The sequence below is a fragment of the Catenovulum agarivorans YM01 genome, from assembly GCF_000281085.1.
In the GTDB taxonomy this organism is placed as follows: Bacteria; Pseudomonadota; Gammaproteobacteria; order Enterobacterales; family Alteromonadaceae; genus Catenovulum; species Catenovulum agarivorans.
This window is the reverse complement of record NZ_JH767522.1, coordinates 197,958-220,323: the sequence shown is the minus strand read 5'-3', so window position 1 is coordinate 220,323 and position 22,366 is coordinate 197,958. Positions and strand designations below refer to the sequence as shown.

The 22,366-nt window shown below is 39.9% G+C and carries 20 protein-coding genes; 14 read left to right on the top strand and 6 right to left on the bottom strand.

Translation table 11 applies throughout. The features are described from left to right. Positions 1-15 precede the first annotated feature (15 nt). The 4 genes from WSC_RS0103670 (at position 16) to WSC_RS0103655 (ending at position 4,375) form a co-directional block, all read left to right on the top strand. Positions 16-267, top strand: a complete 252-nt coding sequence (locus WSC_RS0103670; RefSeq protein WP_016954552.1) for a DUF2960 family protein — start codon at positions 16-18, stop codon at positions 265-267. Between the two features lies 1 nt (position 268). Next, positions 269-844 carry a MiaE family protein gene (locus tag WSC_RS0103665; protein ID WP_016954551.1) on the top strand — a complete coding sequence of 192 codons (576 nt, stop codon included), beginning with the start codon at positions 269-271 and terminating at the stop codon, positions 842-844. Between the two features lie 556 nt (positions 845-1,400). Then, on the top strand, positions 1,401-3,056 hold the full coding sequence (locus WSC_RS0103660) for a hypothetical protein (RefSeq protein WP_016954550.1): 1,656 nt from the start codon (positions 1,401-1,403) through the stop codon (positions 3,054-3,056). Positions 3,057-3,070: 14 nt separating this feature from the next. Further along, positions 3,071-4,375 (top strand): toll/interleukin-1 receptor domain-containing protein, encoded by a 1,305-nt coding sequence (locus tag WSC_RS0103655; protein WP_016954549.1) that lies wholly within the window; start codon positions 3,071-3,073, stop codon positions 4,373-4,375. A gap of 176 nt (positions 4,376-4,551) precedes the next feature. Here WSC_RS0103655 and metJ read toward each other — a convergent pair whose 3' ends face one another. Beyond that, positions 4,552-4,896, bottom strand: a complete 345-nt coding sequence (metJ, locus tag WSC_RS0103650; RefSeq protein WP_016954548.1) for a met regulon transcriptional regulator MetJ — start codon at positions 4,894-4,896, stop codon at positions 4,552-4,554. A gap of 188 nt (positions 4,897-5,084) precedes the next feature. On the opposite strand from metJ, the gene metB reads away from it, so the two are divergent. After that, positions 5,085-6,236 carry a cystathionine gamma-synthase gene (gene metB / locus WSC_RS0103645; protein WP_016954547.1) on the top strand — a complete coding sequence of 384 codons (1,152 nt, stop codon included), beginning with the start codon at positions 5,085-5,087 and terminating at the stop codon, positions 6,234-6,236. A 55-nt stretch (positions 6,237-6,291) separates the two neighbouring features. Here the strand turns inward: metB and WSC_RS0103640 are convergent, their stop codons facing one another. Further along, positions 6,292-7,656, bottom strand: a complete 1,365-nt coding sequence (locus tag WSC_RS0103640; protein WP_016954546.1) for an ATP-binding protein — start codon at positions 7,654-7,656, stop codon at positions 6,292-6,294. A gap of 466 nt (positions 7,657-8,122) precedes the next feature. Here WSC_RS0103640 and argC point away from each other — a divergent pair, with 466 nt between their 5' ends. The 5 genes from argC to argH are packed head-to-tail and all read left to right on the top strand — an operon-like array spanning position 8,123 to position 13,457. Beyond that, positions 8,123-9,136 carry an N-acetyl-gamma-glutamyl-phosphate reductase gene (argC, locus tag WSC_RS0103635; protein WP_016954545.1) on the top strand — a complete coding sequence of 338 codons (1,014 nt, stop codon included), beginning with the start codon at positions 8,123-8,125 and terminating at the stop codon, positions 9,134-9,136. Then, entirely contained in the window at positions 9,137-9,910 is a 774-nt protein-coding gene (gene argB / locus WSC_RS0103630; protein ID WP_016954544.1) for an acetylglutamate kinase, read from the top strand. 35 nt (positions 9,911-9,945) lie between these two features. Beyond that, positions 9,946-10,857 carry an ornithine carbamoyltransferase gene (locus WSC_RS0103625; protein ID WP_016954543.1) on the top strand — a complete coding sequence of 304 codons (912 nt, stop codon included), beginning with the start codon at positions 9,946-9,948 and terminating at the stop codon, positions 10,855-10,857. A 12-nt stretch (positions 10,858-10,869) separates the two neighbouring features. Further along, positions 10,870-12,093 (top strand): argininosuccinate synthase, encoded by a 1,224-nt coding sequence (locus WSC_RS0103620; protein ID WP_016954542.1) that lies wholly within the window; start codon positions 10,870-10,872, stop codon positions 12,091-12,093. Further along, complete coding sequence (argH, locus tag WSC_RS0103615) at positions 12,093-13,457, top strand: argininosuccinate lyase (protein WP_016954541.1); 1,365 nt, start codon at positions 12,093-12,095, stop codon at positions 13,455-13,457. Before WSC_RS0103620 ends, argH begins: the two co-directional genes overlap by 1 nt. 68 nt (positions 13,458-13,525) lie before the next feature. Here the strand turns inward: argH and WSC_RS0103610 are convergent, their stop codons facing one another. Continuing rightward, complete coding sequence (locus WSC_RS0103610; protein ID WP_016954540.1) at positions 13,526-14,998, bottom strand: insulinase family protein; 1,473 nt, start codon at positions 14,996-14,998, stop codon at positions 13,526-13,528. Positions 14,999-15,265: 267 nt separating this feature from the next. Between WSC_RS0103610 and WSC_RS0103605 the strand changes: the two genes are divergently transcribed. The 3 genes from WSC_RS0103605 to WSC_RS0103595 all read left to right on the top strand — a co-directional run bounded on the left by WSC_RS0103605 (position 15,266) and on the right by WSC_RS0103595 (position 18,669). Further along, complete coding sequence (locus WSC_RS0103605) at positions 15,266-16,648, top strand: right-handed parallel beta-helix repeat-containing protein (protein WP_016954539.1); 1,383 nt, start codon at positions 15,266-15,268, stop codon at positions 16,646-16,648. 108 nt (positions 16,649-16,756) lie between these two features. Further along, positions 16,757-17,734 (top strand): hypothetical protein, encoded by a 978-nt coding sequence (locus WSC_RS0103600; protein ID WP_016954538.1) that lies wholly within the window; start codon positions 16,757-16,759, stop codon positions 17,732-17,734. A gap of 23 nt (positions 17,735-17,757) precedes the next feature. Beyond that, complete coding sequence (locus tag WSC_RS0103595) at positions 17,758-18,669, top strand: hypothetical protein (RefSeq protein WP_016954537.1); 912 nt, start codon at positions 17,758-17,760, stop codon at positions 18,667-18,669. On the opposite strand, the gene WSC_RS0103590 is transcribed toward WSC_RS0103595, so the two are convergent. From WSC_RS0103590 to WSC_RS0103580, 3 genes are all read right to left on the bottom strand, one after another. After that, positions 18,633-20,225: a S41 family peptidase gene (locus WSC_RS0103590; protein ID WP_016954536.1), complete on the bottom strand. Its 1,593-nt coding sequence runs from the start codon at positions 20,223-20,225 to the stop codon at positions 18,633-18,635. The two genes, WSC_RS0103595 and WSC_RS0103590, sit on opposite strands and share 37 nt — an antisense overlap. 1 nt (position 20,226) lies before the next feature. Next, positions 20,227-21,366, bottom strand: coding sequence for a sialidase/neuraminidase family protein (locus WSC_RS0103585; RefSeq protein ID WP_016954535.1), 1,140 nt, complete (start codon positions 21,364-21,366; stop codon positions 20,227-20,229). 124 nt (positions 21,367-21,490) lie between these two features. Further along, positions 21,491-21,808 (bottom strand): hypothetical protein, encoded by a 318-nt coding sequence (locus WSC_RS0103580; protein WP_016954534.1) that lies wholly within the window; start codon positions 21,806-21,808, stop codon positions 21,491-21,493. Between the two features lie 181 nt (positions 21,809-21,989). On the opposite strand from WSC_RS0103580, the gene WSC_RS0103575 reads away from it, so the two are divergent. Continuing rightward, positions 21,990-22,349, top strand: a complete 360-nt coding sequence (locus tag WSC_RS0103575; protein ID WP_016954533.1) for a zinc ribbon domain-containing protein YjdM — start codon at positions 21,990-21,992, stop codon at positions 22,347-22,349. Positions 22,350-22,366 lie beyond the last annotated feature (17 nt).

Below are 22,366 nucleotides of genomic sequence, written 5' to 3'. Positions count from 1 at the left end.
GGCTTAGAGAGAGTTATGGCTGTTCGAAAAATTTGTTATATCTTCAACAAACAACCGAAACAAATTAGTTTCGCCTACGACAAATTTAAAGATATGCATGAAGCAGTTGCAGCGGCAGAAAATATAGATTTAACTGCTTTTTTACGCATGGAACAGCAAGTTGCTGCCACAAGTAAAACCTCTGCCGCAGTTAAAAATTACCGCGAAGAATATTTTAAAAAATTAGGTTTTGAGCAAATACAAATGCTCAAAATAGAAGACGAATAATATGTTTGAATTGAAATACGATACGCCTTTTGAGTGGACTGAAGCTGTTTTAGCTGACTTTGATACCTTTTTACAAGATCACGCTGCGGCTGAGAAAAAAGCCTCTGGTATGGCGGTTTCTATGTTATCGCATTACCCTGACCGCGAAAAATTAGTGCGTGCTATGGCTGATCTAGCCATTGAAGAGATGATCCACTTTAAAGAAGTGATTAAAATTTTATACGGTCGTGGTGCTACTTTAGGTAATGATCAAAAAGACCCTTATATCCACGAAATTCGTGCTTTGTTTCGCAAAGGCACTGATGAGTTTTTTATTGATCGTTTGTTGGTGGGCGCTGTGATTGAAGCGCGTGGTTACGAACGTTTTTCGTTAGTTGCCCAAGCTTTACCGGATGGTTCTCCAGAGCAAGATTTTTATCAACAAATTGCTGATTCTGAAAAAACGCACAAAAACTTGTTTGTTGAATTGGCTTATGAGTATTTTGATAAAGAAACCGTTGATACTCGCTTAGAAGAAATTTTAATTGCGGAAGCTGAGATTTGCGCTCGGCAGCCTTTTAGGGCGGCACTTCATTAGTTTTGTGCACATAGGTTGGAAAGTTATTGTTGCTGTGTGGGTGGCAGAGAAGTCAGCAGGCAAATGGAATATTCCTCGCAAAAACGCTTCAAGTTCGTCCCTGAATCGCTCGCACAAAACTTCCATGTTTTGTGAAGTTTTGCTCGCAACACATCCATTTACCTGCCTTTACATTTTTATGGCTGTTTGAACGTTGAGGAACTAGGCTAAAAACTTAGCCGCACCACAATAGGTAAAAAGAGTTAGAGCAATAACTTAGAGCAAAATTTCTTTTTCATGGATGAAAAAGCGAAGCGTACAAGGATGTATTCACAGCGGTTTTGCGAAAGTTATGCTCTCGCTCTTTTGGATATATTGCATCTTACTAGCAGCGTTTTTAGAAAATTATGCTTCCAATGGGCTGATTGCACGGACTTACAGCACTAGCTATAACAAATGAGATATTTCGCACCCCGATTGCCTCGGTGTTGGATTGTATTTGCACTTATAAAAAATAGTTTTATTAATACCATCAATATCTTATACTTTTGTAGGTTAGCTACAAGAGTATTGGAATATGGAATTAGAACTAGTAATAGGGGTAACTGGACATCGCAATTTGCCGAAAAATTCGCAAGTTGAGTTACAACAGAAAGTTACAAAATATCTAACGGCAATAACCGAGCAGTACCCTTTTTTGCAACTGCGCATAGTAACAGGTATGGCCGTTGGCGCTGATTGGTTAGTTAGCCAAGCGGCGCTAGAAATGCAGCAGCAAGGTTATAATATTCGAACCACTGCTGTGTTGCCTATGCCGCTGGCCATGTATAAACAAGACTTTTCACCACGCGAGCAAGCGCAGCTAGAAACACTATTAACACAAATAAAAGACCAACAAGGGCGCGTTATTCATCTAAACCCACAAGTTGAGCGTGATCTGTGTTACCAAAACCTCTCAAGCTATTTAACCAATAAAAGCGATTTACTGCTGTCGCTGTGGGATTTGCAAAATAGTGATGCGCCAGGTGGCACAGCCTTTACAACAAAAATGGCTTTTTCGCCGCAGTATCGAATGCATCACCTAACGCATAAAACAGTGCAATGGACGCAAGATACTAGTGTGCCAACTTATGTGATCCCGGTTGAAGGGCAAGCTGAAGGCTACTTAACCAGTATTAAACCTATTAGTTTACAACCAGCTATCCCCAAAACGCTGGTGGATTTAATCGCACAATTGAGCAAGTTAGCAAAGGCGTTAGCGACCAGTGAACAAAACAGTTTATTGCCTTTGAATAAACTGTCTGCCAAAGAAGGTGCAAGCGCAGATCAAGATAGAATATCTGAACACTTTGCTCATTTTGACCGTTTGGCAAATTTTACTCAGCAACAAGTTAAACATGCTCACTACACAGTAGCTGGGTTAACCGTGCTCATTTCCTTGTTATTTCTGGTTTTTGCCAAAATATTGCCCTCGCTTATTGTGTTATCAGCTTATGTCATCACCTTTGTACTTGGGTTTATTTGGTATAAGTGGCGCAATCCAAACAAAATTAAAGCCAATTACACTTTGTATCGGGCAATTGCTGAAGCCTTACGTATTGAATTTTTTTGGCAACAAAGAGCGCTTATTGGTGACAATGCTAGTCAGTCGGTTGCTAATTCCATCCCAGCAAATTTTTCAGCCAAACAACAAGTTGTGAAAAAAGTGCTCAAACAAGCGAGTTTAGCCGGTAGTAGCGCTGGCTGTGAATCTATTAATTTAGCTGATTTAAAGTCTATCTGGTTGCATGAACAATTGGCCTATTACCAAGCTGCGCACGCTAAACTGACAAAGCAGCATAAATGTAGCGAATGGTTGGTCAAATTGTCGATATTTATTCCTGTTGGACTGTTATGTTTGTTATTTATTCCTGTGTGTTATCAATTTTTAACCACTCAAGAATGGGCTGGGGTTGAAGTAAAAAATTGGCTGGTATTTACCAGTGCCTTGTTGCCGCTATCGGCAGCGGCAGTGGAAATGATGGCAAATAATAACTCAGTGAAAGAGTTATTAACTCAATACCAGTCGAGCGCGAAACTCACCCAACAAGCGGTAGATATACTCGCTGGTTGCGATAACGACAGCCATGCAAATAAAGTCTTGTTAGAAATTGGCCATGCGTTGTCGCTGGAACACTTTATTTGGGCGCAGACAACTCAGCAAAAAGAGCTATCTGCAGCCCATGGTGGTTAATGAAGGATTGACGCATGTTTGATGCATTTATTAGCCACGCTAGTCGAGACTATGACCTAGTCGCCGAGCTTGTTGAGTTTTTAGAAGAGCAGCAACTAGTGTGTTGGTTAGCACCGCGCAATATTCCAGCTTCGGCGCATTATGGTGCTGAAATTGTTAAAGGTATTGAACAAAGCCAGGTACTGGTACTGGTATTAACTGAGCATTCGAATCACTCTAGTGCTGTGGCAAAAGAGGTTGAACGAGCCTTTAGTAAAGGTAAAAAGATTATTCCGCTGCGTTTGCAAGATATAGCACCGAGTGCAGATTTAGAATTTTATATTTCAAGCTGCCAGTGGATTGATAGTCTTGAATATGCCTCCCAGCAAAAAAGCAGGTATCAGTTGGCTGAACAAATTAAAAGCCTACCAAATGCAGCTACTAGCAAACAAGCTAACTCAGCCTTACCTAGCCGCAAAAGTAAAAAATCACCTTCGCACTGGTCGACAGCAATAATTGCTGCGGCAGGATCTGTGTTTGTATTGGTCATGCTGTTGTTATTTGCTGGTTGGAAAGTTGAACCTGTAGATGAACATTTGGCTGAAGTAAAAACGGCACAAAATACCAGTGTTGAACCACAAGCTGCGGTAGATGATCCACATTTGTGGTTAAGCCAAGGGCAAAAAAAACTGCGTCAATTAATTATGGATGCAGACCTAGAAGGCTTAAATAAGTTTTTGGCAAATAAAGATAACCTAGCGCTGTTAACCGAAAGAGAAGGTGAATTGGGTTTGCCTTTGTTGTTGGATATGATCAAATTGAAAACGACAAATTTGGATAAAGTGATACAAGCTTTAGTCGACAAGGGACATTTTGATCCAAACCAGCTCTTTACTAGCTACTCAAATATGCCGATGGAAGAGGTTTATTATTTTTGGCCAGTACAGCAAACTTATTTGCTTAACCTTGCTTCTGTTTACGAACGACTCGGTACTTTTTCTGTTTGGCAACAGCATGTTGAGCAACAATTTGGCTATAAGCTGCCAGAGCAGTGGCAAGCTCAATATCAAAAATCGCAATACCCGAGTGATATTGAGGGGTTATACAACTCAAGCTCAGGCAAAGTGACTTATACCGCTCAATTGTTCAGCCATTTAGTTGATAATCAGTCTGTATTCGTTGTGTTGAATAAACAACCTAATATAGCCGCGAGCACTATGTTGTTGTCAAATGGCGTAGAAATTCCACTGAGCTCAGACAATTGGCAATGGATCACTCAAGTACAAATGCCAGATAAAAATTGGTATTTAATCGAGCAGCAGGAAAAGGCTGTTAAATAAACTCTTAAAATTTGCATGTGCTTGGGCAATAATCTAGAGCAAAATTTCTTTTTCATGGGCGAAGCTAGACCGAAGCACCGCTTCGCAGCTTGCTGAGGTGGAGCTACGGAAGGCGACAGGGCCTGCTCTTCATGGATGAATAGTCTACTCAAGATTAGATTGTGCCCACAAGCCCACTATTCCTCCAGCTCATCTTCCTCTTCAAACTCAATGCCCATTTCTGTCATTATCTGCCTAGCTTCAGCAGGAATACGATGAACTGCATCTTTGGCTAAGTCTTCATCGGTTGGCAATGGTTGGCCGGTAAATGCGTGTAAAAACGCTTCACACAATAACTCACTGTTGGTTGCATGTTTAAGATTATTAATTTGTCTGCGGGTACGTTCGTCGGTTAAAACTTTCAAAACATTGGTTGGAATAGATACAGTGATCTTTTTAACTTTTTCACTCTTTTTGCCGTGCTCGACATAAGGGTGAATATAGTTTCCATCCCAAATTGTTGGGCCATTACGTTTTGTCATTGTTATTCGTACCTAAATTTAAAATTATGCCCAAACAAAATGGTCATTGGGTAAGTTGGTTATAAAGTATATAATGTAAAAATTTCCGCAATACAGGTCAAATAAGATAAATCACTTGACCCATATAGTGCATAACGATACATTTTAGCCGTATAGACGTCTAAAATAAACCCAAAGTAGCAGAATTTATGAGCAAAAAAAATTTAGCAACCATCGCAGTGCGTGGTGGTATTGAATCGGATGGCCAATATAACGCCGTTGTTCCACCAATTTATTTATCAAGCACCTATGCGTTTGAAGGTTTTAACCAAAAAGGTCCATACGATTATAGCCGTTGTGGCAACCCATCGCGTGACATTTTAGCTAATACATTAGCTGAATTAGAGCATGGTGCACATGGTGTTGTTACTGCAACTGGTACAGCTGCTATTCACTTAGTTTGCCAATTATTACGCCCAGACGATTTATTAGTTGTGCCACACGATTGTTACGGTGGCAGTTATCGATTATTTGTCAACTTAGCGCAACGTGGCGCGTTTAAACTGCAAGTTATCAATCAAACTAATCAACAAGAGTTAGATGCGGCTTTCGCGGCTAAACCAAAAGTTATTTGGGTAGAAACACCAAGTAACCCGTTATTGCGCATTAGCGACTTAAGCGACATTTGTGCTCGCGCTAAACAAACTGAAACTTTAGTGGCAGTAGACAATACTTTCTTGTCACCGGTATTCCAACAACCACTTACTTTAGGTGCAGACATAGTTGTCCATTCAACCACAAAATACATCAATGGTCATAGCGACGTTGTTGGTGGTGTTGTGGTTACTAAAACTAAAGAGTTAGGTGAAGAGCTAGCATGGTGGGCAAACTGTATCGGTATTACAGGTTCAGCATTCGACAGCTACATGACTTTACGTGGCGTACGCACTTTAGTTCCACGTATGAAACAACACCAAGAAAACTCATTGGCTTTAGTTGATGTATTAAAAGACCACCCAGCGGTAGATAAGGTATATCACCCAAGTTTACCAAGCCATCCTGGTCATGAAATTGCCAAAAAACAACAACACGGTTTTGGTGCTATGTTGTCGTTCGAATTAAAAGGCACAACCGACGAAGTCACGCGTTTTATCGACAAGTTAGAACACTTCAGTCTAGCTGAGTCGTTAGGTGGGACTGAAAGTTTAGTTTGTCACCCATCTACCATGACACACGCTGCTATGGATGAAGCCGCACAATTAAAAGCAGGCATTACTCAAACATTAGTGCGTTTTTCTGTTGGTATTGAAGACAGCAGCGAATTAGTTGCAGATGTAAAACAAGCGTTAGATGCGCTGTAACATCCTTCCTTGAACACTTGAATAGCCCGCTGATATATAGCGGGCTTTTTTGTTTTTAGAAACGCGTGAGTTTGTTGTACAAAGATTTGGCTAGATAAATTGGCCATTGCTCAATATCTCTGTTGGAATTTACCTGAACATTCTTTGCAGTTAACTTGTAACCCTTTTTAAGCTCAGATTTTTTCATCAAAGCAACTAGGCTTTTTGCCTTGGTGTTGTTGCCACTTTTAACCTCTATAGGGATAGGAGTTCCATCTTTTCCTTGAATAATGTATTCAACTTCTAAATCACCTTTTTTGTATGAATAAATATTAGAGGCGTGCGGCGAAGTATGAGAGCTCAACATTTCATTTAAAACAAACACCTCCGCAAGGAATCCATTGAAGGCAAAATCTTTGTTCCTGATTTGGGTAAATTGTATATCTAACATAGCATTTAGTAATCCAATATCAGTTAGACATAATTTAAATAACGATTCTTTGACCATAGCTTTTAATGGAAATTTTTGATTCACCGTATCAATCTGATGGATGCGTCTGACCAATTTTAGTCGTTCCAGAAATGAGACGGGTGAACTTACCTCGTTATAAGTCGTTTTTCTATTGTTCATCGCATCTCGAAATTTGAAACGCGGCATTGGTTTTTCTTCGTGGGTGAGAGACAGCTGTACAGGTATGCTTTTGTAGATCCTTTCTGTGATCATTGGCGATACTTTGTCATCTTCAGCAAATTTGCCAAAATCCATTATGTAATCATCAATAATGTTATTTTGCTTTTCTCGAACGTTGTTTAATCTTGTAATAATATTTGTGTTTGGCGCATTCCAGGCTTGAATAGCTGCGGGCATTCCACCTACATACAGATATTCTCTGAATGCTGTCATCAACTTGTCATGTGCAAGTTCAGATATTACATTTGGCTCTTTATGCAGATAATTGGCCAGTAACTCGTTATCAGTTGCCCATAAGAATTCTTCAAAGGTAAATTGATGAATGGTCATTCTAACGGTTTTGCCAACAGGAAACCTTCCGAATAGACCGATGTTTGAGCCAGTCGCTATTAGGTGAATATCAGGTGCATCTTGGCTAAAAAATTTTAACGACTCGAGTGCATTCCGACACAAGCCTACTTCTTCAAAAAACAATAGATCTGTTTCGCGGTTAAATATTTGATTAGTCGCTAACTGAACTTCTTCTAAAATATTATCAACGGATAGCGAGCCGTTAAAAATTGAATGTAAACTTGGATCTTTCATGAAATCCAATTTTAAAATGTTATTAAAATACTTTGGGGCAATGACTTGTTCAACTAAATAACTTTTTCCGACTTGGCGAGCGCCGTCAATCAGTAAGGGATGCCTTTCCTTTGTATTGATCCAGGATTTGATTTTTTCTTCGTAAATTCGTTTAAACTTAACCATTGTAGCTAGTCTTGACCAATTGCCTTATAGCTAGAATATCAGTGGTTGCGACTTTTTCAAGGGAAAGTTTAGTTTGTGTTGAGACTTATTTTGATGTTTTGGGAGCTGTTGGCGTGACTTTTTTCTACTAATGCTTCATGTGGCTTTGAAATGCAATTTATCGAAGCTTCAAAACTCAATAGGTGTACAATTCTCTTTGGTCTTTCAAAGCATGCAAAACCAGCAAAACTAAGTTATCCTTTAACTAGTTTTCTCAACAATACCGACAATTTTATGTTTGTGGGTATTTATGAATAATAAGTGAATATATATTCAAGTCTTGCTTGTTATTCGGTTTTTGTTTGGTTAATATATAAACACTTTATGACGCGCACAGAGTTAACGAGAAATCGTTCGCTCTGTGCGCTTTATTTTTTGTTGTTGATTGCTACAATACGCCTTTGGTTTTGCGCTGGGAGTGGGGAATATGATTCGAGTATCTATCGTTGGAGCAAGTGGTTATGCTGGTGCTGAGTTAGCAGGCTTAATCCATAAACATCCTGAATTTGAAATTGCAGGTTTATACGTATCTGAAAATAGTGCAGATGCTTACAAAGCATTTTCGGCACTACATGGTAAATATGCATATCAAATCGACCGTACATTAATTCCAATTAGCGAAAGTCAAATCGCTAAATTAGTACCAGAATGTGACGCTATATTCTTATGTACACCACACGAAGCTAGTGTTGAAATGGCTGCGCGTATTGTTGAAGCCGGTGGTGTGGTTTTTGATTTATCTGGTGCTTACCGTTTATCTGATTTATCTGTTATCAAAGACTACTATGGTTTTGCGCATACTTATCCAGAATTATTATCGCAAGCTGTATACGGTTTAGCAGAATGGAATACTGCGGATATCCGTAACGCTAACCTAGTCGCTGTACCTGGTTGTTACCCAACTGCGTCATTAACTGCATTAAAACCTTTGCAAGAAGCTAAGTTAATTGATAGCGCAGTTATTCCAAACATTAACGCTGTTAGTGGTGTGTCTGGTGCAGGCCGTGCAGCTAAGTTATCTAACAGCTTTTGTGAAGTAAGCTACAATCCATATGGTGTGTTTGGTCATCGCCATCAGCCAGAAATTGCTGAGCATTTATCTAACCCAGTTATTTTCACGCCTCATTTGGGTAACTTTAAGCGCGGTATTTTGGCAACCATTACGTTAAAACTAAAAGACGGCACCAATATTCAACAAATCAACCAAGCGTATAACGATGCTTACGAAGGTAAAAAGTTAGTACGTTTACGTCAGTCGTGGCCTGCAATTCAAAATGTCGAAGGCACACCTTTTGTTGATTTACATTGGGCGTTAGACGAAAAAACTGGTTATTTAATTGTCGTCAGTGCCATTGATAACGTATTAAAAGGTGCATCTTCACAAGCTGTGCAATGCGCCAATATTCGATTTGGTTTCGACTCAAGCCGAGGTTTAATCTAAATGGCTAAAACCTTAGTAATTAAAGTTGGTGGTGCGTTATTAGAAGACGCTGAGTGCCTAAAAGCATTTTTTGTTGAGCTAAAGCGCATTCGTGAAACTCAACCTGTGGTTGTGGTTCATGGCGGGGGGGCTTTAGTACAAAAACTGTTAACCGACTTAGGGTTAAAAAGCGAAAAGAAAAACGGTTTACGTATTACCCCAGCTGAGCACATCCCTTATGTAGTAGGTGGCTTGGCTGGTAGTGCAAATAAACAAATGGTTGCAACTGCCAAAGCGGTTGGTGATTTAGCCGTAGGCATTTCTTTAGCCGACGGTGGTGAAATCAACTGTTTTGTCCCAGATGCTGATTTAGGCTGTGTTGGTCAAGTTGGTGGTGGTCATGTGGGTTTAATCGAGTCTTTAGTTAAAGCCGGTTATTTACCTTTGGTCAGCTCAATTGGTTGTGATGAAAACGGCCAATTATTGAATGTAAATGCAGACCAAGCAGCAGAAGCAATCGCAAAAATGTTACGTGGCCAATTATTATTGTTGTCGGATGTAGACGGCATTTTAGATGGCGACAAACAAGTAATTCCTCAAATGACCAAGGTACTTGCCCAGCAACTGATTGCTGATGGTGTGATTACCGATGGCATGATAGTGAAAGTGAATACCGCAATAGACACAGCAACCGAGTTGGCTGCCCCTATAGGTATTTTAAACTGGCGCAACCCAGCGTTAATTGGCCAGTGGCTACAAGATCAGTCTTGTGGTACCACAGTGCAGCCTGAATAACGTCAGTCAGACAAATTTAGAAGCGGAGCAGGATCTTGCAAAACTTTCTTAGCGTACAAGACTATAGCAAAGAGCAATTGCTTGAAATTATTAAGCTAGCAGTCGATTTTAAACAAAACCCAGCTAAGTATAGCCAAGTATTAGCGGGTAAAAGCATTGCAACTATTTACGAAAAACCGTCACTGCGTACACGTGTCAGTTTTGACGTAGGTATAGCTAAAATGGGCGGTCACGCGGTTTATTTAGACCAACAAAACGGTCAATTAGGTAAACGTGAGTCAGTTAAAGATTTTGCACTGAACTTATCCTGTTGGGTGGATGCTATTGTTGCGCGTGTATTTGAACACGGCACTTTAGTTGAAATGGCAAAACACGCCAATGTTCCAGTGATCAACTCATTATGTAATTTATATCACCCTTGCCAAGCAATGGCAGATTACCAAACTTTATATGAAGTAAGAGGCGGCTCATTAGAAGGTGCGTCTATTGCTTATATTGGTGACGGTAACAATGTGGCGCATTCACTTATGTTAGCTGGTGCTATTTTAGGTGTTGATGTACGAGTGATCACCCCATTAGGTTACTCAGCAGACGCTAATATCATTCAGTTGGCGCAGAAGTTGGCAGAAGAAAACGGTGGCAAAATTAGCATTAGCCACGACGTTGATTTAGCCAATGGCGTAGAAGCCATCTACAATGATACATGGATTTCTATGGGCGACTCAAAGTCGCTTGAAGATATACAAAAAATCTTTGCACCTTACCAAACAAATGCCGCTTTAATGGCAAAAACAGGTGCAAAATACTTTATGCACTGCCAACCAGTTTATCGAGGTATCGAAGCAACTGATGAAGTGGTTGACGGTGAAGGTTCGTTGTTAATTCAGCAGGCAGAAAACCGTATGCACGCGCAAAATGCGGTTTTAATGACGCTATTGTCCAAGTAGGAGCATATTTAAATGTCAGATATTAAAAAGGTTGTATTAGCCTACAGCGGTGGCTTAGATACTTCGGCTATCATTCCATGGTTAAAAGAAACTTATCCAGGTTGTGAAGTTGTTGCTTTCTGTGCTGATGTTGGACAAGGCGAAGAAGAGTTAGAAGGTATTCAAGAAAAAGCAATTGCTTCTGGTGCAACTGAATGTCACGTAGTTGATTTGAAAGAAGAATTTGTTAAAGAATACATCTACCCAATCGTTAAAACGGGTGCTGTATACGAAGGTGAATACTTATTAGGTACGTCTATGGCGCGCCCAGTAATTGCTAAAGCGCACGTTGAAGTTGCGTTAAAAGTAGGTGCTGACGCTGTATGTCATGGTTGTACTGGTAAAGGTAATGACCAAGTACGTTTTGAGTCTTGTTTTGCTGCATTAGCACCACACTTAAAAGTAATCGCGCCATGGCGTGAGTGGTCTATGCGTTCACGTGAAGACCTATTAAACTACTTAGCAGAGCGCAACATTCCGTGTTCAGCTTCATTAACTAAAATCTACAGCCGCGACGCAAACGCATGGCACATTTCACACGAAGGTGGTGAAATTGAAGATCCATGGAACGAGCCGTCAAAAGGCATTTGGACTATGACAGTTGATCCTATGGATGCACCTGACGAGTCTGAAACTGTCCAACTTTCTTTCGATAAAGGTGAATTAGTAGCTGTAGATGGCCAAGAATTATCACCTTATAACGCTTTAATGTACTTAAACAAAAAAGCAGCAGCACACGGTGTTGGTCGTATTGATATAGTTGAAAACCGTTTAGTTGGTATGAAGTCTCGTGGTTGTTACGAAACGCCAGGCGGTACTGTATTAATGAAAGCGTACAAAGCGCTTGAGTGCATGATTTTAGATAAAAACGCGCTTAAATTCCGTGAGCAAGTTGGTTTAGAGTTCTCTCACGTAATTTATGATGGCCGTTGGTTCACTCAGTTGGCTAAATCATTATTAGCTGCGGGTGCTTCTTTTGCTGAAGAAATTACTGGTGATATCGTTGTACGTTTATACAAAGGTCACGCAACAGTTATTCAACGTCGTACACCAAACAGCTTGTATAATGAAGAATTCTCAACATTTGGTGAAGACGAAGTTTACAACCAAAAAGATGCAGAAGGTTTCATCCGATTATTCAGCTTATCTAGCCGTATTAAAGCGTTAAACGAACTAGAGAAAAAGGCAGGTAAATAATGGGACTTTGGGGCGGCCGTTTTACCGGTCAAACAAGTGATTTATTTAAAGAGTTTAACGACTCTTTGCCAGTAGATTACCGTATGGCTGAACAAGACATTATTGGTTCGGTCGCTTGGTCACGTGCGTTAGCTTCGGTTAACGTACTGACTGCTGATGAACAGCAAAAGTTAGAAGCTGCACTCAATGCATTATTAGCAGAAGTGCAAGCTGATCCAAAAGTTATTTTGCAGTCTGACGCGGAAGACATCCACAGCTGGGTTGAAGGCAAATTAATTGAAGCAGTGGGCGATTTAGGTAAAAAATTGCACACAGGTCGTAGCCGTAATGACCAAGTAGCAACCGACTTAAAACTTTGGTGTCGTAAACAAGGTGAAGAGTTATCTGAATTATTAGCAGCGTTAATTGATGCGTTAGTCACTTTAGCAGAGCGTGAGCAAGACACTGTATTACCGGGTTATACCCATTTACAACGTGCTCAGCCAGTGACTTTTGCACACTGGTGTTTAGCTTATGTAGAAATGTTCGAGCGCGACAAACAGCGTTTGAGCAATGCTTTAGAGCTAATGAATGCATCACCATTAGGTTGTGGCGCATTAGCTGGTACAGCATACGCAATTGACCGTGAAGTGTTAGCACAAGACCTAGGTTTTGCCCGTGCAACACGCAACAGCTTAGATTCAGTATCAGACCGTGACCATGTATTAGAGTTATTATCGGTTGCGTCTATTTCATCTGTGCATTTATCGCGTATGGCAGAAGACATTATCTTCTACAATACAGGTGAAGCTGGTTTCTTAGAAATGGGCGACGAAGTAACCTCTGGTTCATCGTTAATGCCACAGAAGAAAAACCCAGATGCGATGGAGCTTATCCGTGGTAAAGCGGGTCGTGTAGTTGGTTCATTAACTGGTATGATGGTTACTATGAAAGCCTTACCTTTGGCATACAACAAAGACATGCAAGAGGACAAAGAAGGTTTATTCGATACAGTAGACACTTGGGGCATTTGTTTAAAAATGGCCATTTTGTGTATCGAAAGCATTAAAGTAAACAAAGAGCGCACTTATCAAGCTGCGCAACAAGGTTACTCAAATGCAACCGAATTGGCTGACTATTTAGTAGCTAAAGGCATTCCATTCCGTGAAGCGCACCACATAGTTGGCCGTGCTGTGGTTGGTGCAATTGCTTTAGGTAAACCACTTGAAGATTTACCAATTGCTGAGTTAAAAACTTTCAGTGACGTTATTGAAGAAGATGTATACCAGCATCTAACAATTGAAGCTTGTTTAGAAAAACGTGTTGCTAAAGGCGGTACGTCGAAAGAACAAGTTAAAGCTGCATTGGCTGCGTACAAAAAGTAAATCTTAAAATCTCTTTTCTAGATGATTTTTCTAAAAAGCTGCCTGAGATGGCAGCTTTTTTGTAAATGCTACTCTCTTTCAACCTTATATCTAAACGCTAATTGTGGGTTAGTCTGCATATTATCTCGCTGTTTAAATTGAATAACCCGTGAGTTATCTTTTTTAAGGCAATTTAATACTTGCTGAATTGCAGCTGGGTCATATTTAAGCGCTGTGTACTCGGCTTTTAACGCGAACTCTGCAGGATACACAAATAAATTATCCGACAATTTACCCGCAAGTGTTTTGGCATCTTGCATTTCGAGCTGTTCAAACTTTTTATTACTGTCGTCTATGTATTCAAGATAAGCTTTTTCATTTAACGCGCTTTGCTGCAAATTGCCCAAGTGGCGGTAAACCATATCAATTATCTGTTGGCGGTTATTTTCGCCAGTTTCAGTCAGTGCCATCTCAACCGACAGGTAGCCACTTGTGGCAAATTGGTCTGGTGTGTTGTCAATATACAGTCGGCTAATATAGTTAGACTCTAATAACCAGCTGTTTAATGATGATGCATTGTCATTAGTTAATAACCAGGCAATATATTCATTTGGGTTGGTTTGCCAATCGGTTAAGTTGTTTGGGATAAAAAACTGTACAATCAATCGGTTTGATAAATTCTTCAAATAGCTTGTTGGTTCAATATATAAGGTACGCGGCAAGTTGTCTTTTGGGTATGCTTCAACTGTAATTTTTTTTGCTGTAACTTGTAAATTGGGGATAAAACTAAAATAAGTTTCAGCGTAGCCAGCGAGTTTATCTAAACTTTCCGAGCCGACTATAGCTAAGGTAATATTGTTGGCTGAAAATCTTGTATTGTAATGGTGTAATAGCTGTTGGCGTATTACTTTTGCATCTTCTAACGAATCACTTTTAGCTACATAGTTGGTTGGATCACCCTCAAAAAAACTAATTGGATGTAATGGATTGGCATCGGCAAAAAACATCTTTTTAAATTCTTTTGCTTTAACAACTCTATGCCTATTGAGTGAGCGAATACCCCGTTTAGTTTCTTTAACGGTAAAGTCACCTTGCAGCATTTTCTGAAACATAGGTAATGCTTTTTCAATTTTATCTTGCGTGACATGGAAGCCTAATTCGGTTGAAGTACTAAAGGTTTTTGCAACAGTTGTGTCTTCTTTATCCGCACCTAAAAAACGCACACGTCTAGCGTTTTCAAAATAATTCAAGAAAGAGTAACGTACTGTACCACCAAAGAATAAATGTTCAAACAAATGAGCAAACCCTCGTTGGTCAGTTGGGTCGTTTATCGAGCCTTCACCCAAGCGTAAATTGACTGAAAATTCGTCTAATTCAGGATCTGAAACCACTATGGTACGAATGCCATTGCTTAGGGTGAGATAACCGTAATCTCGAGAGTCGTTTGCTGGTTTTAGTACTGAATTTATTTGTGGGGTTTGGCTGAGTTTGAGTTGAGCTATTGTCGTGTTAGTGGTGCAACTGGCTAAAAATACTACAAGTGCAAGAATGTACCGATTCATCCTGATTTTTTCCTATTCCGTTAGTTTGGGGTTAATCCTAGGGATTGTTTCTGTAAAACAACAGTCTTTTAAGTCAATCGTTTAAAATTAATGATGGATGGTGACAGTTTGTTGTTGTTTTGTAAAGTTTAAATGATTGTTTTTGGTTGTTGTTGATCTTTTTGTTGGTTTTGTGTTTAAATAATTGCGCCTTATTTGTAACTAACTTGTAACAATATTCGTCGGTAAGGCTCACACAATTCACACAACAACTAACAAGGTATCATTATGTTGAAACGCAACATTATCACACATGCAGCTATTGCTGCGTTTGCTATGGCTGGGGCTGCGAATGCAGCTTGTCCAAGTACTAACCCAAACCATTCTTCAAATGTAGGTTATTTAGCAGCAGGTAAAGTTATTTATGATTCAGCAAACAATCAAATTCGCTTAACTGGCTCAGGTAATGCTTCAAATTTAGAAGATGCGTTGAACTTGGCTACACGAACAGGCAAGCAGCTGGTTATTGAAACTAACTCAAATAACAATAAATTTCACACCATTAGCAAAACAATCAAAATTAATATCAAACGAACACTTAAAGTCAGTACTACTGACAAAGTTACTTTTAAAGGCAGTTCAAGTTTAGACGGCGACTTAATTGCATTAAAAGGCACCTCAAGCACTAGCGAATGTAATACCACTGGCAGCACTGGCAATACAATCAAGCCTGGTGTTGTGTGGCGTGGTGGTCGCTTTATTATGGCCGACGCTAAAGTGTCTACTGTTGTCCCTGGTGGCCAGTCTGCTAACTTGTCGCCTGCTTCACAAAAAGGAACGTCTGCAACGGCTGATGGTTTAAGTATTCGTGGTGAAGTTGATGATCCTAATTCAAGCAACGCAAATGATCGTATTCTAGTATTGGGGCATATCGATGTGCAAAACATCAAGTTTTATGGCACTTCTCCAGGCAGTACACAAAACTATCGATATGCGGGTGGTGACAGCGGTATTTTAATGGTTGGTGCAAGCCGTGCTACTTTCAAAAACAATAGATTTTATGGTGTACGTGACGCTGGTATTTACGTGAGTGCCGATAACTATAAAGGTCATCTCGGCGACAATTACACTATGGAAAACAATTATGTTGAGCGAGCTTACGACGGTTTAACCTCCAAGCGTGGTGCCGACAAAATAACTTTTAAAAATAACGATTTGAATGATGTGGTAGTGGGCATCAGTACCAAAAACCGTAATTCTGGCTCAGCATGGACTGCTTCTGATATCACTGTAACCGGTAACGAAATTACTAAAACAGTTCGAGGCATTAGTTTAGAGCGCGCTAACGATGTAACCATTAGCAATAATAAAATTAAAGATGTGGGCGCGACTGTAGGTGGCAACAGCCGACCTTCAAGCAACTCATTTGATAAAACTTTTTATGAAGCGATCAGCTTAAACGGTGTAACCAATATTAATTCAATAGATGGTAACGAAATTAGAGGAGTTAACCCTGCTAATTCGGCAGATAAGGTATACGCTTTGGTTTACCGTAAACACGATGGCCAATCAACCGACAACACGCGACCTACTTTTACTGTTTTCAGTGCTAACAATCCAGCTATTAGTGGGGTAGATGGTTATGTGAAACTAGGCTCAGCAGGGAACTAGGTTTAATTTATTCAAGGTTCAAGGCAAGCAATTGCTTTGAACCTGATGTTGCTTGAAATTGGTTTAGTTGTCCAGATTTTCGCTTAGTTTAATAGGTGCCCAGGTCCTATGGTGTTAGACAAACTCTCTTTTGCATTAGGCTGTGCATTCTCAACAGCTGTTTCTGTTATTCTTTACAGCAATTTTGTCAGTTCACTCCAGCCGATAGACATAAAATACGCCGCCAAAACAGCCTCAACCAAACAGTCATCGAACTCGCCCAATTATGAGAATGCTGTCAGCTCTGCTGATGAATTCGCCCAGCTTGATATGGAAGCAACAGGTGAGGGGGAGTTTTCAGAGCAAACCCATCAGTTTCGAGACTTCGCCAGCATATTAGCTGCAGGCTTAAGTGAATATGAAATTGGCTTGCTTGGTGATATGGAAACAGTGCCGCACGCAGATGCATTGCAAAATAACCCACAACTGCTCAATCAGGTGGTAGACAACATTTTGTATTTGCAAGATTCGCCTACACGTGATTATTTAATCAATGTGCTTAAACAAAGTTCAGATAGTTATATGGAGCAGGCTGGATTTTATCTAGTTGCGTCTGAGCGTGTGTTAGATCAAATGTCAGGTGTTGCGCTGATTATGAACATCAATCAAGCAGAGTTAAAGGTAACGGCTTTAGAGCAATTAGCGGCACAGCAAATAGATAGCCAAGCGACCAAATACTTGCTGCAACATTTACGCATTGCTGACGATATTCAACATAACCCTAGAATAAAACAGGTAGTAGATGTTTTATTTAACAATACAAACGACAGTGAGCTCAAAGCTTTAGCGTTGCAAGCTAGCGCTCCTGCAGGGCAGATACCCGACAGTATGTTTAATCAAATATTTGTATTAGTTGATTCTGCTAACCCACAAGCAAGTTTTCAAGGGCTAGAAGCGTTAAATGGCTGGTTACATAACAGAGAAGTTTTGTTCAATTCTAATCAAATTGCAGATGCGCGCGAGCGAGTTAATGCAATAGCCGATGACCGCAGCTTCAGCATTGAAACTCGCATGAAAGCATTGGAGCTATTGGGTTATCTACAATAACTTTAATTCGGGATAACATAGTTATGGTTAATAAACATGCTATTGTGGGTTTTGTATTGGGTGTTGTTGTGGCAAGCACGCTTGTGAGTTTTGTGCTGTTACCACGCACGCAACAAAGCAGTTCAGCTCTAATCTCAGTTGATGACAAACATCAGTCTGTGGTTGAGTTAACTGAGCAAAACCATCCAAGTGATAGGCTAGTACATAATTGGACTTCATTGTTTAATACCCCATTAACACAGCAAGAAGCTGAATGGATAGAAGAGGTACCTGTTTACGACCATGCAGCTCAACTTGCTGCAGATAATAATTTATTGCAGTCGTTTATCAGCAGTTTTTTTCAGATGGACGACACCCCAACTAGGCATTTTTTGACTCGTGTGATGTTAGTTGCAGATGCTAGTGTACAAGAGCAAGCGATAAAACACTGGTTAAGCTCAAAGCGCCAGCTCGATTTAGATACAGCGGTATTCGTTGTTATGTATATGCAAAATCAGCAAATAAGAATAAAGCTGATCATTGAACTGATTCGAAATCAGCAATTTTCGCCGCAGATGCAACAGTATCTGTTTGCACATATCAGACGTGATGATGAATTGATCAAATCTGCTGTATTAAACCCATATATAGCAGAATTTATTGAATCAACAAATGACCCTATCTTACGTGCATACGCGCTAAAAACGTTTAATCCACAACCTGCAGTTAGTGATGAGGTTTTTGACTACCTAATTGCTTTAACAGAGTCAGAGCATAGCCAAATTTGTTATCAAGGGATGAATGTGCTCAATGAATGGTCTTACACATTTACGAACGCTTTTTCAATTCAGCAGCTTGCCAAGATGCGACAGGCTGCCAACAGAGTAATTGCAAATAGCGCAGCTGATATATCGCTGCGCTACAAAGGGTTAGAGTGGTTAGAGAATATTGATTGATTGCTTAAAATCCACTGCGCAACTTTAGCCGTGTCCCAAATATATCCAGGGTATTGATGTTGTGGATATATAGGTTGGTTGTCTGCCCGCACTCTATTTGGGAAGTGCATAACAGGTAACCTAAACTTTTTGCCTTTTGATGTGCTAAGGTGGATGTTTGTTAGATATTTGGTATCTGCATTTGTGGTTTTGCCTACATGCACAACCTGATCTTTAGTTCGTAATAAATCAACAAATGTTAGGCAAGCACTGAAACAATCTTGCGCAGTTAACAAGATCACTTTACCGGCAAAGTCTTGTTGGCGAGTATTCTCTTGATATATATAGCTGAATAACTCGGACTGTTGTTGTTTGGTTAACACTAATGCTTGCTTGGCATTTTTGTGATTCTTGAGTAACCGAGATAATCGGCTTATTGTATCCAATTCAAACTGTTTTTTTGGTGGAATTGTATTTTGCTCGGCTTGTTCAAACAAATTAAGGTGATGTTGATAAAACTCAATGAGTTGCTTTGAAGCTTTGACATGTGCGATTGGCTCGGCTGTACCTGTGTAACGTAAACTGGTGATTGACGGGTAGATAGATTGTATGAGCTGAGCCATATAATACAGTGAGCCACCTTGGTTGCCGCGTAAGTCGACAACTAATGTGTCATCATCTGTTAGTTGCTGAACTTGCTTGAGCACTGTGTTGTAGTGAGCGACTTTTTTACTCGACAAGGTAAAAGAAGGCACACTCACCCATGTTAAATCACTTTTATTCTCAATCCCCAATTGCGGTTTTTTACCTTGGTTGAGCTTTTTGCCAAGATTCTGCCAGTCGTCTTTGGTTTGTTTTAGTCCTTCGGCCCCTTGCCAGGTTAATGCGTAGTTTTTTAGTGAACCATCGATTAGCTGAAATTGACAGTTTGAAAAATGTTGCTGAGCGAGTATCGGATATAAGTGTGGAAAGCTGAAAGTAAACAATGCGGTAGCTGAGCTTGTATCAATTTGCGCGCGTTGGTCTATATAAGGCAATATTTTTTGGTGGTAAATATGGTGCGCTTTTTGTTGATCACAGCTTTGCAATTTTGCACCAGCTGGTGGTAAATCTATTGGCCAGTTCTGGCTGGTATGGCCAACAATAAATTCATCTTCGACTAAATCGACAAAAAAGCCACTCCATTTAGCATAAGATAAATCAGATTCTGTATCTGTAAAATTTACTAAGAATACTCGGGTCAATGGAATGCGCAGACACAGTTTGCACTTGGTATATCTTCGGGCTGACATATGCGGCTCTTTGTAACCCAAAATATAATAATTGAGCAAGGCGGTTGCGTCGTGCTGGGTTTTTACTAATGGCAGCTTTTCTTCTACCAACTTGTCACCGTTGTGCCACCAAGCAATAAACTCTTGGTTGTCTTCTGGTTTCAAAAAAGCGGGGTGGGTTGCTTTAATTTGTTGTTTAATTTCATTCACATCCGCTTTCACTTGGCTCTGAAATGATGAGTTGTTCGAGCAAGCTGATAGCAGAACGGCTAAGATGCTGATGATAAGTAATGCAGTTGTTTTCATATTAATCCTTATTAAATTGACAATCAGCGTCCGAGTTCAAAATGCTGAAAGTTTGCTGAGACCCATTTCTAATCTCTTCACCTTGTTCACTAAAGAGTAAAACTATTCGGCCGTCCGTACGCCTAAATACGTTAGGTTTTGCGATATGACCTATGCTTTCATCGGCAACCAAATATTCTTTACCTAGATCACCTTGGCTGTTTACACAGCGTCGCCATAAGCTCCAATGACCAATCTTTCGGTTGAACCCATGGCTATAATACAAATCTATATTGCCGTCTTGGCGTAAAAAGGGAATGGCGTCATGTACGGTAAATGTAGTATCTGTAACAATTTTTTCGGGCTGCCAAGTTTGGCCCTGATCATGTGATATTTGATATCTAGATTTAAGCGTGTATTTAACTTTGCCATTACTTCTTAATTGATCAGTGGGAAAGGTACGTTGGTAGGTATAAATTAGTGAGCCATCGCCAAAGCTGGCAATTGCGGGCATAAAACCTTTAAAGCCTGATTGGTTCGTACTTGTGAAATCCGTGCCATTTTCACTAACAGCAAAGCCTAATTCGCAGCACTTAATTTTACGGTAAACCATATAATATTGGCCGTTATGGTAGTGGAAATATGGCCAACTACCTACCTCAATATCATGGTTTAAAGTGACTTGTGTTACAGCTGTTAATCGGCCATCTGGCATGACTTGGCCTTTTAAAATTGTAGCTGGTTTTTTCCTTATGCTATCGCCATAAGTAAAATATAACCACTGGCGTTCTTTTTCTTTAACCAACCCCGACAATGTGCTGAATTGTTTGTTTTGGGTAAATTGAGTTGTTGGTGATATTTTTTCCACTGCTTTTTGTTTGTCGACTATCTCGCTTAAGTGTATCGACTTATCTTTGAAATTTAGCCCTTCAGATCTTTCAAAGAACACATATTGTTTATTGCCAATTTCAGCATATTGGGCATTCGAATTAAATTTATCTCGACCGTCCAACGCAATTTTACTGGCTTGAATTTGCTCAACTTCTGTTTGTGATGATTCAATGTTGGTAGCTGGTATTGATGAACAACCTGATAAATTATTGAGCGTGCAGGCTAGAAGGAGCAGCAGGCAAGAAATAGGTTTGGATTTTAGCTTGAACATAAATGACGTCCATGTTGTCAAAATTGATTAATTGACGTCATGTTAGGTCAAGCTGATTTGATTGTAAACGCCTTGTACACTTTGTTACAAAACTTATGGTTTTAGAATGTTTAAGGCTTTTTCATCAATGAGCTTCGAAAAACTTATCGATACAAATACTCAATTTGTTACCTATATCTTCAGAGATTTCAGTAAAAGAGGTATCTAACATAGATAAATATTTCTCTGCTTGTTCAGGGGTCAATTTACGTCCTTCAAGCTGCAATTCTACTTCATCAAGTGACTTGTCATACCTTGGCACAAGCTGCCAATTCAGTGCTTGCTCCCTAATTCTGCTAAACACAGGGTTGGCAAAAGCGCAAAAATCTTCAACATAATCTTTGCCTGTTGGGCCTAAACAACCGGGTTCCACTCGAACCAATATAGTTAATTTTTTTGTCACTTGTTATTGCCTAAAATATATACACATCACCTAAGTGTATCTCTGTATTTAGTTTTTACCAAATTTGCTAATTTTTGCCCAAGTATCCATTTGCGCACAAAGAATAAGCACGTGCAACATACTTAGCGGTAATTATTGTACAATGCCGTTATCACCACTAAATTTATCCTGAGTTGTAATTATGAGTTGTCCTCCTTGCCCGCACTGCCAATCTGAATTTGTATACCAAGATCAATCTTTATTTATCTGCCCTGAATGTGCGCATGAATGGAATGCTGAAGACGCAGCAGCGGAAAATGAGTTGAACATTTGTGATGCCAATGGTGCTGTATTGGCTGAAGGCGATAAAGTAACTTTTGTTAAAGACCTAAAAATAAAAGGCAGTTCACAAGTGCTGAAAATTGGCACTAAAGCAGTTATTCGTTGCATTCATGATAAAGCTGATCACCAGTTAGATTGCAAAGTAACAGGGGCGGCCGATATGTTTGTTACCGCTAAGTTTGTTAAAAAGGCTAAGCGCTATAAAGTAGAGCTATTCTAGCTAACGCCGAATTTGTC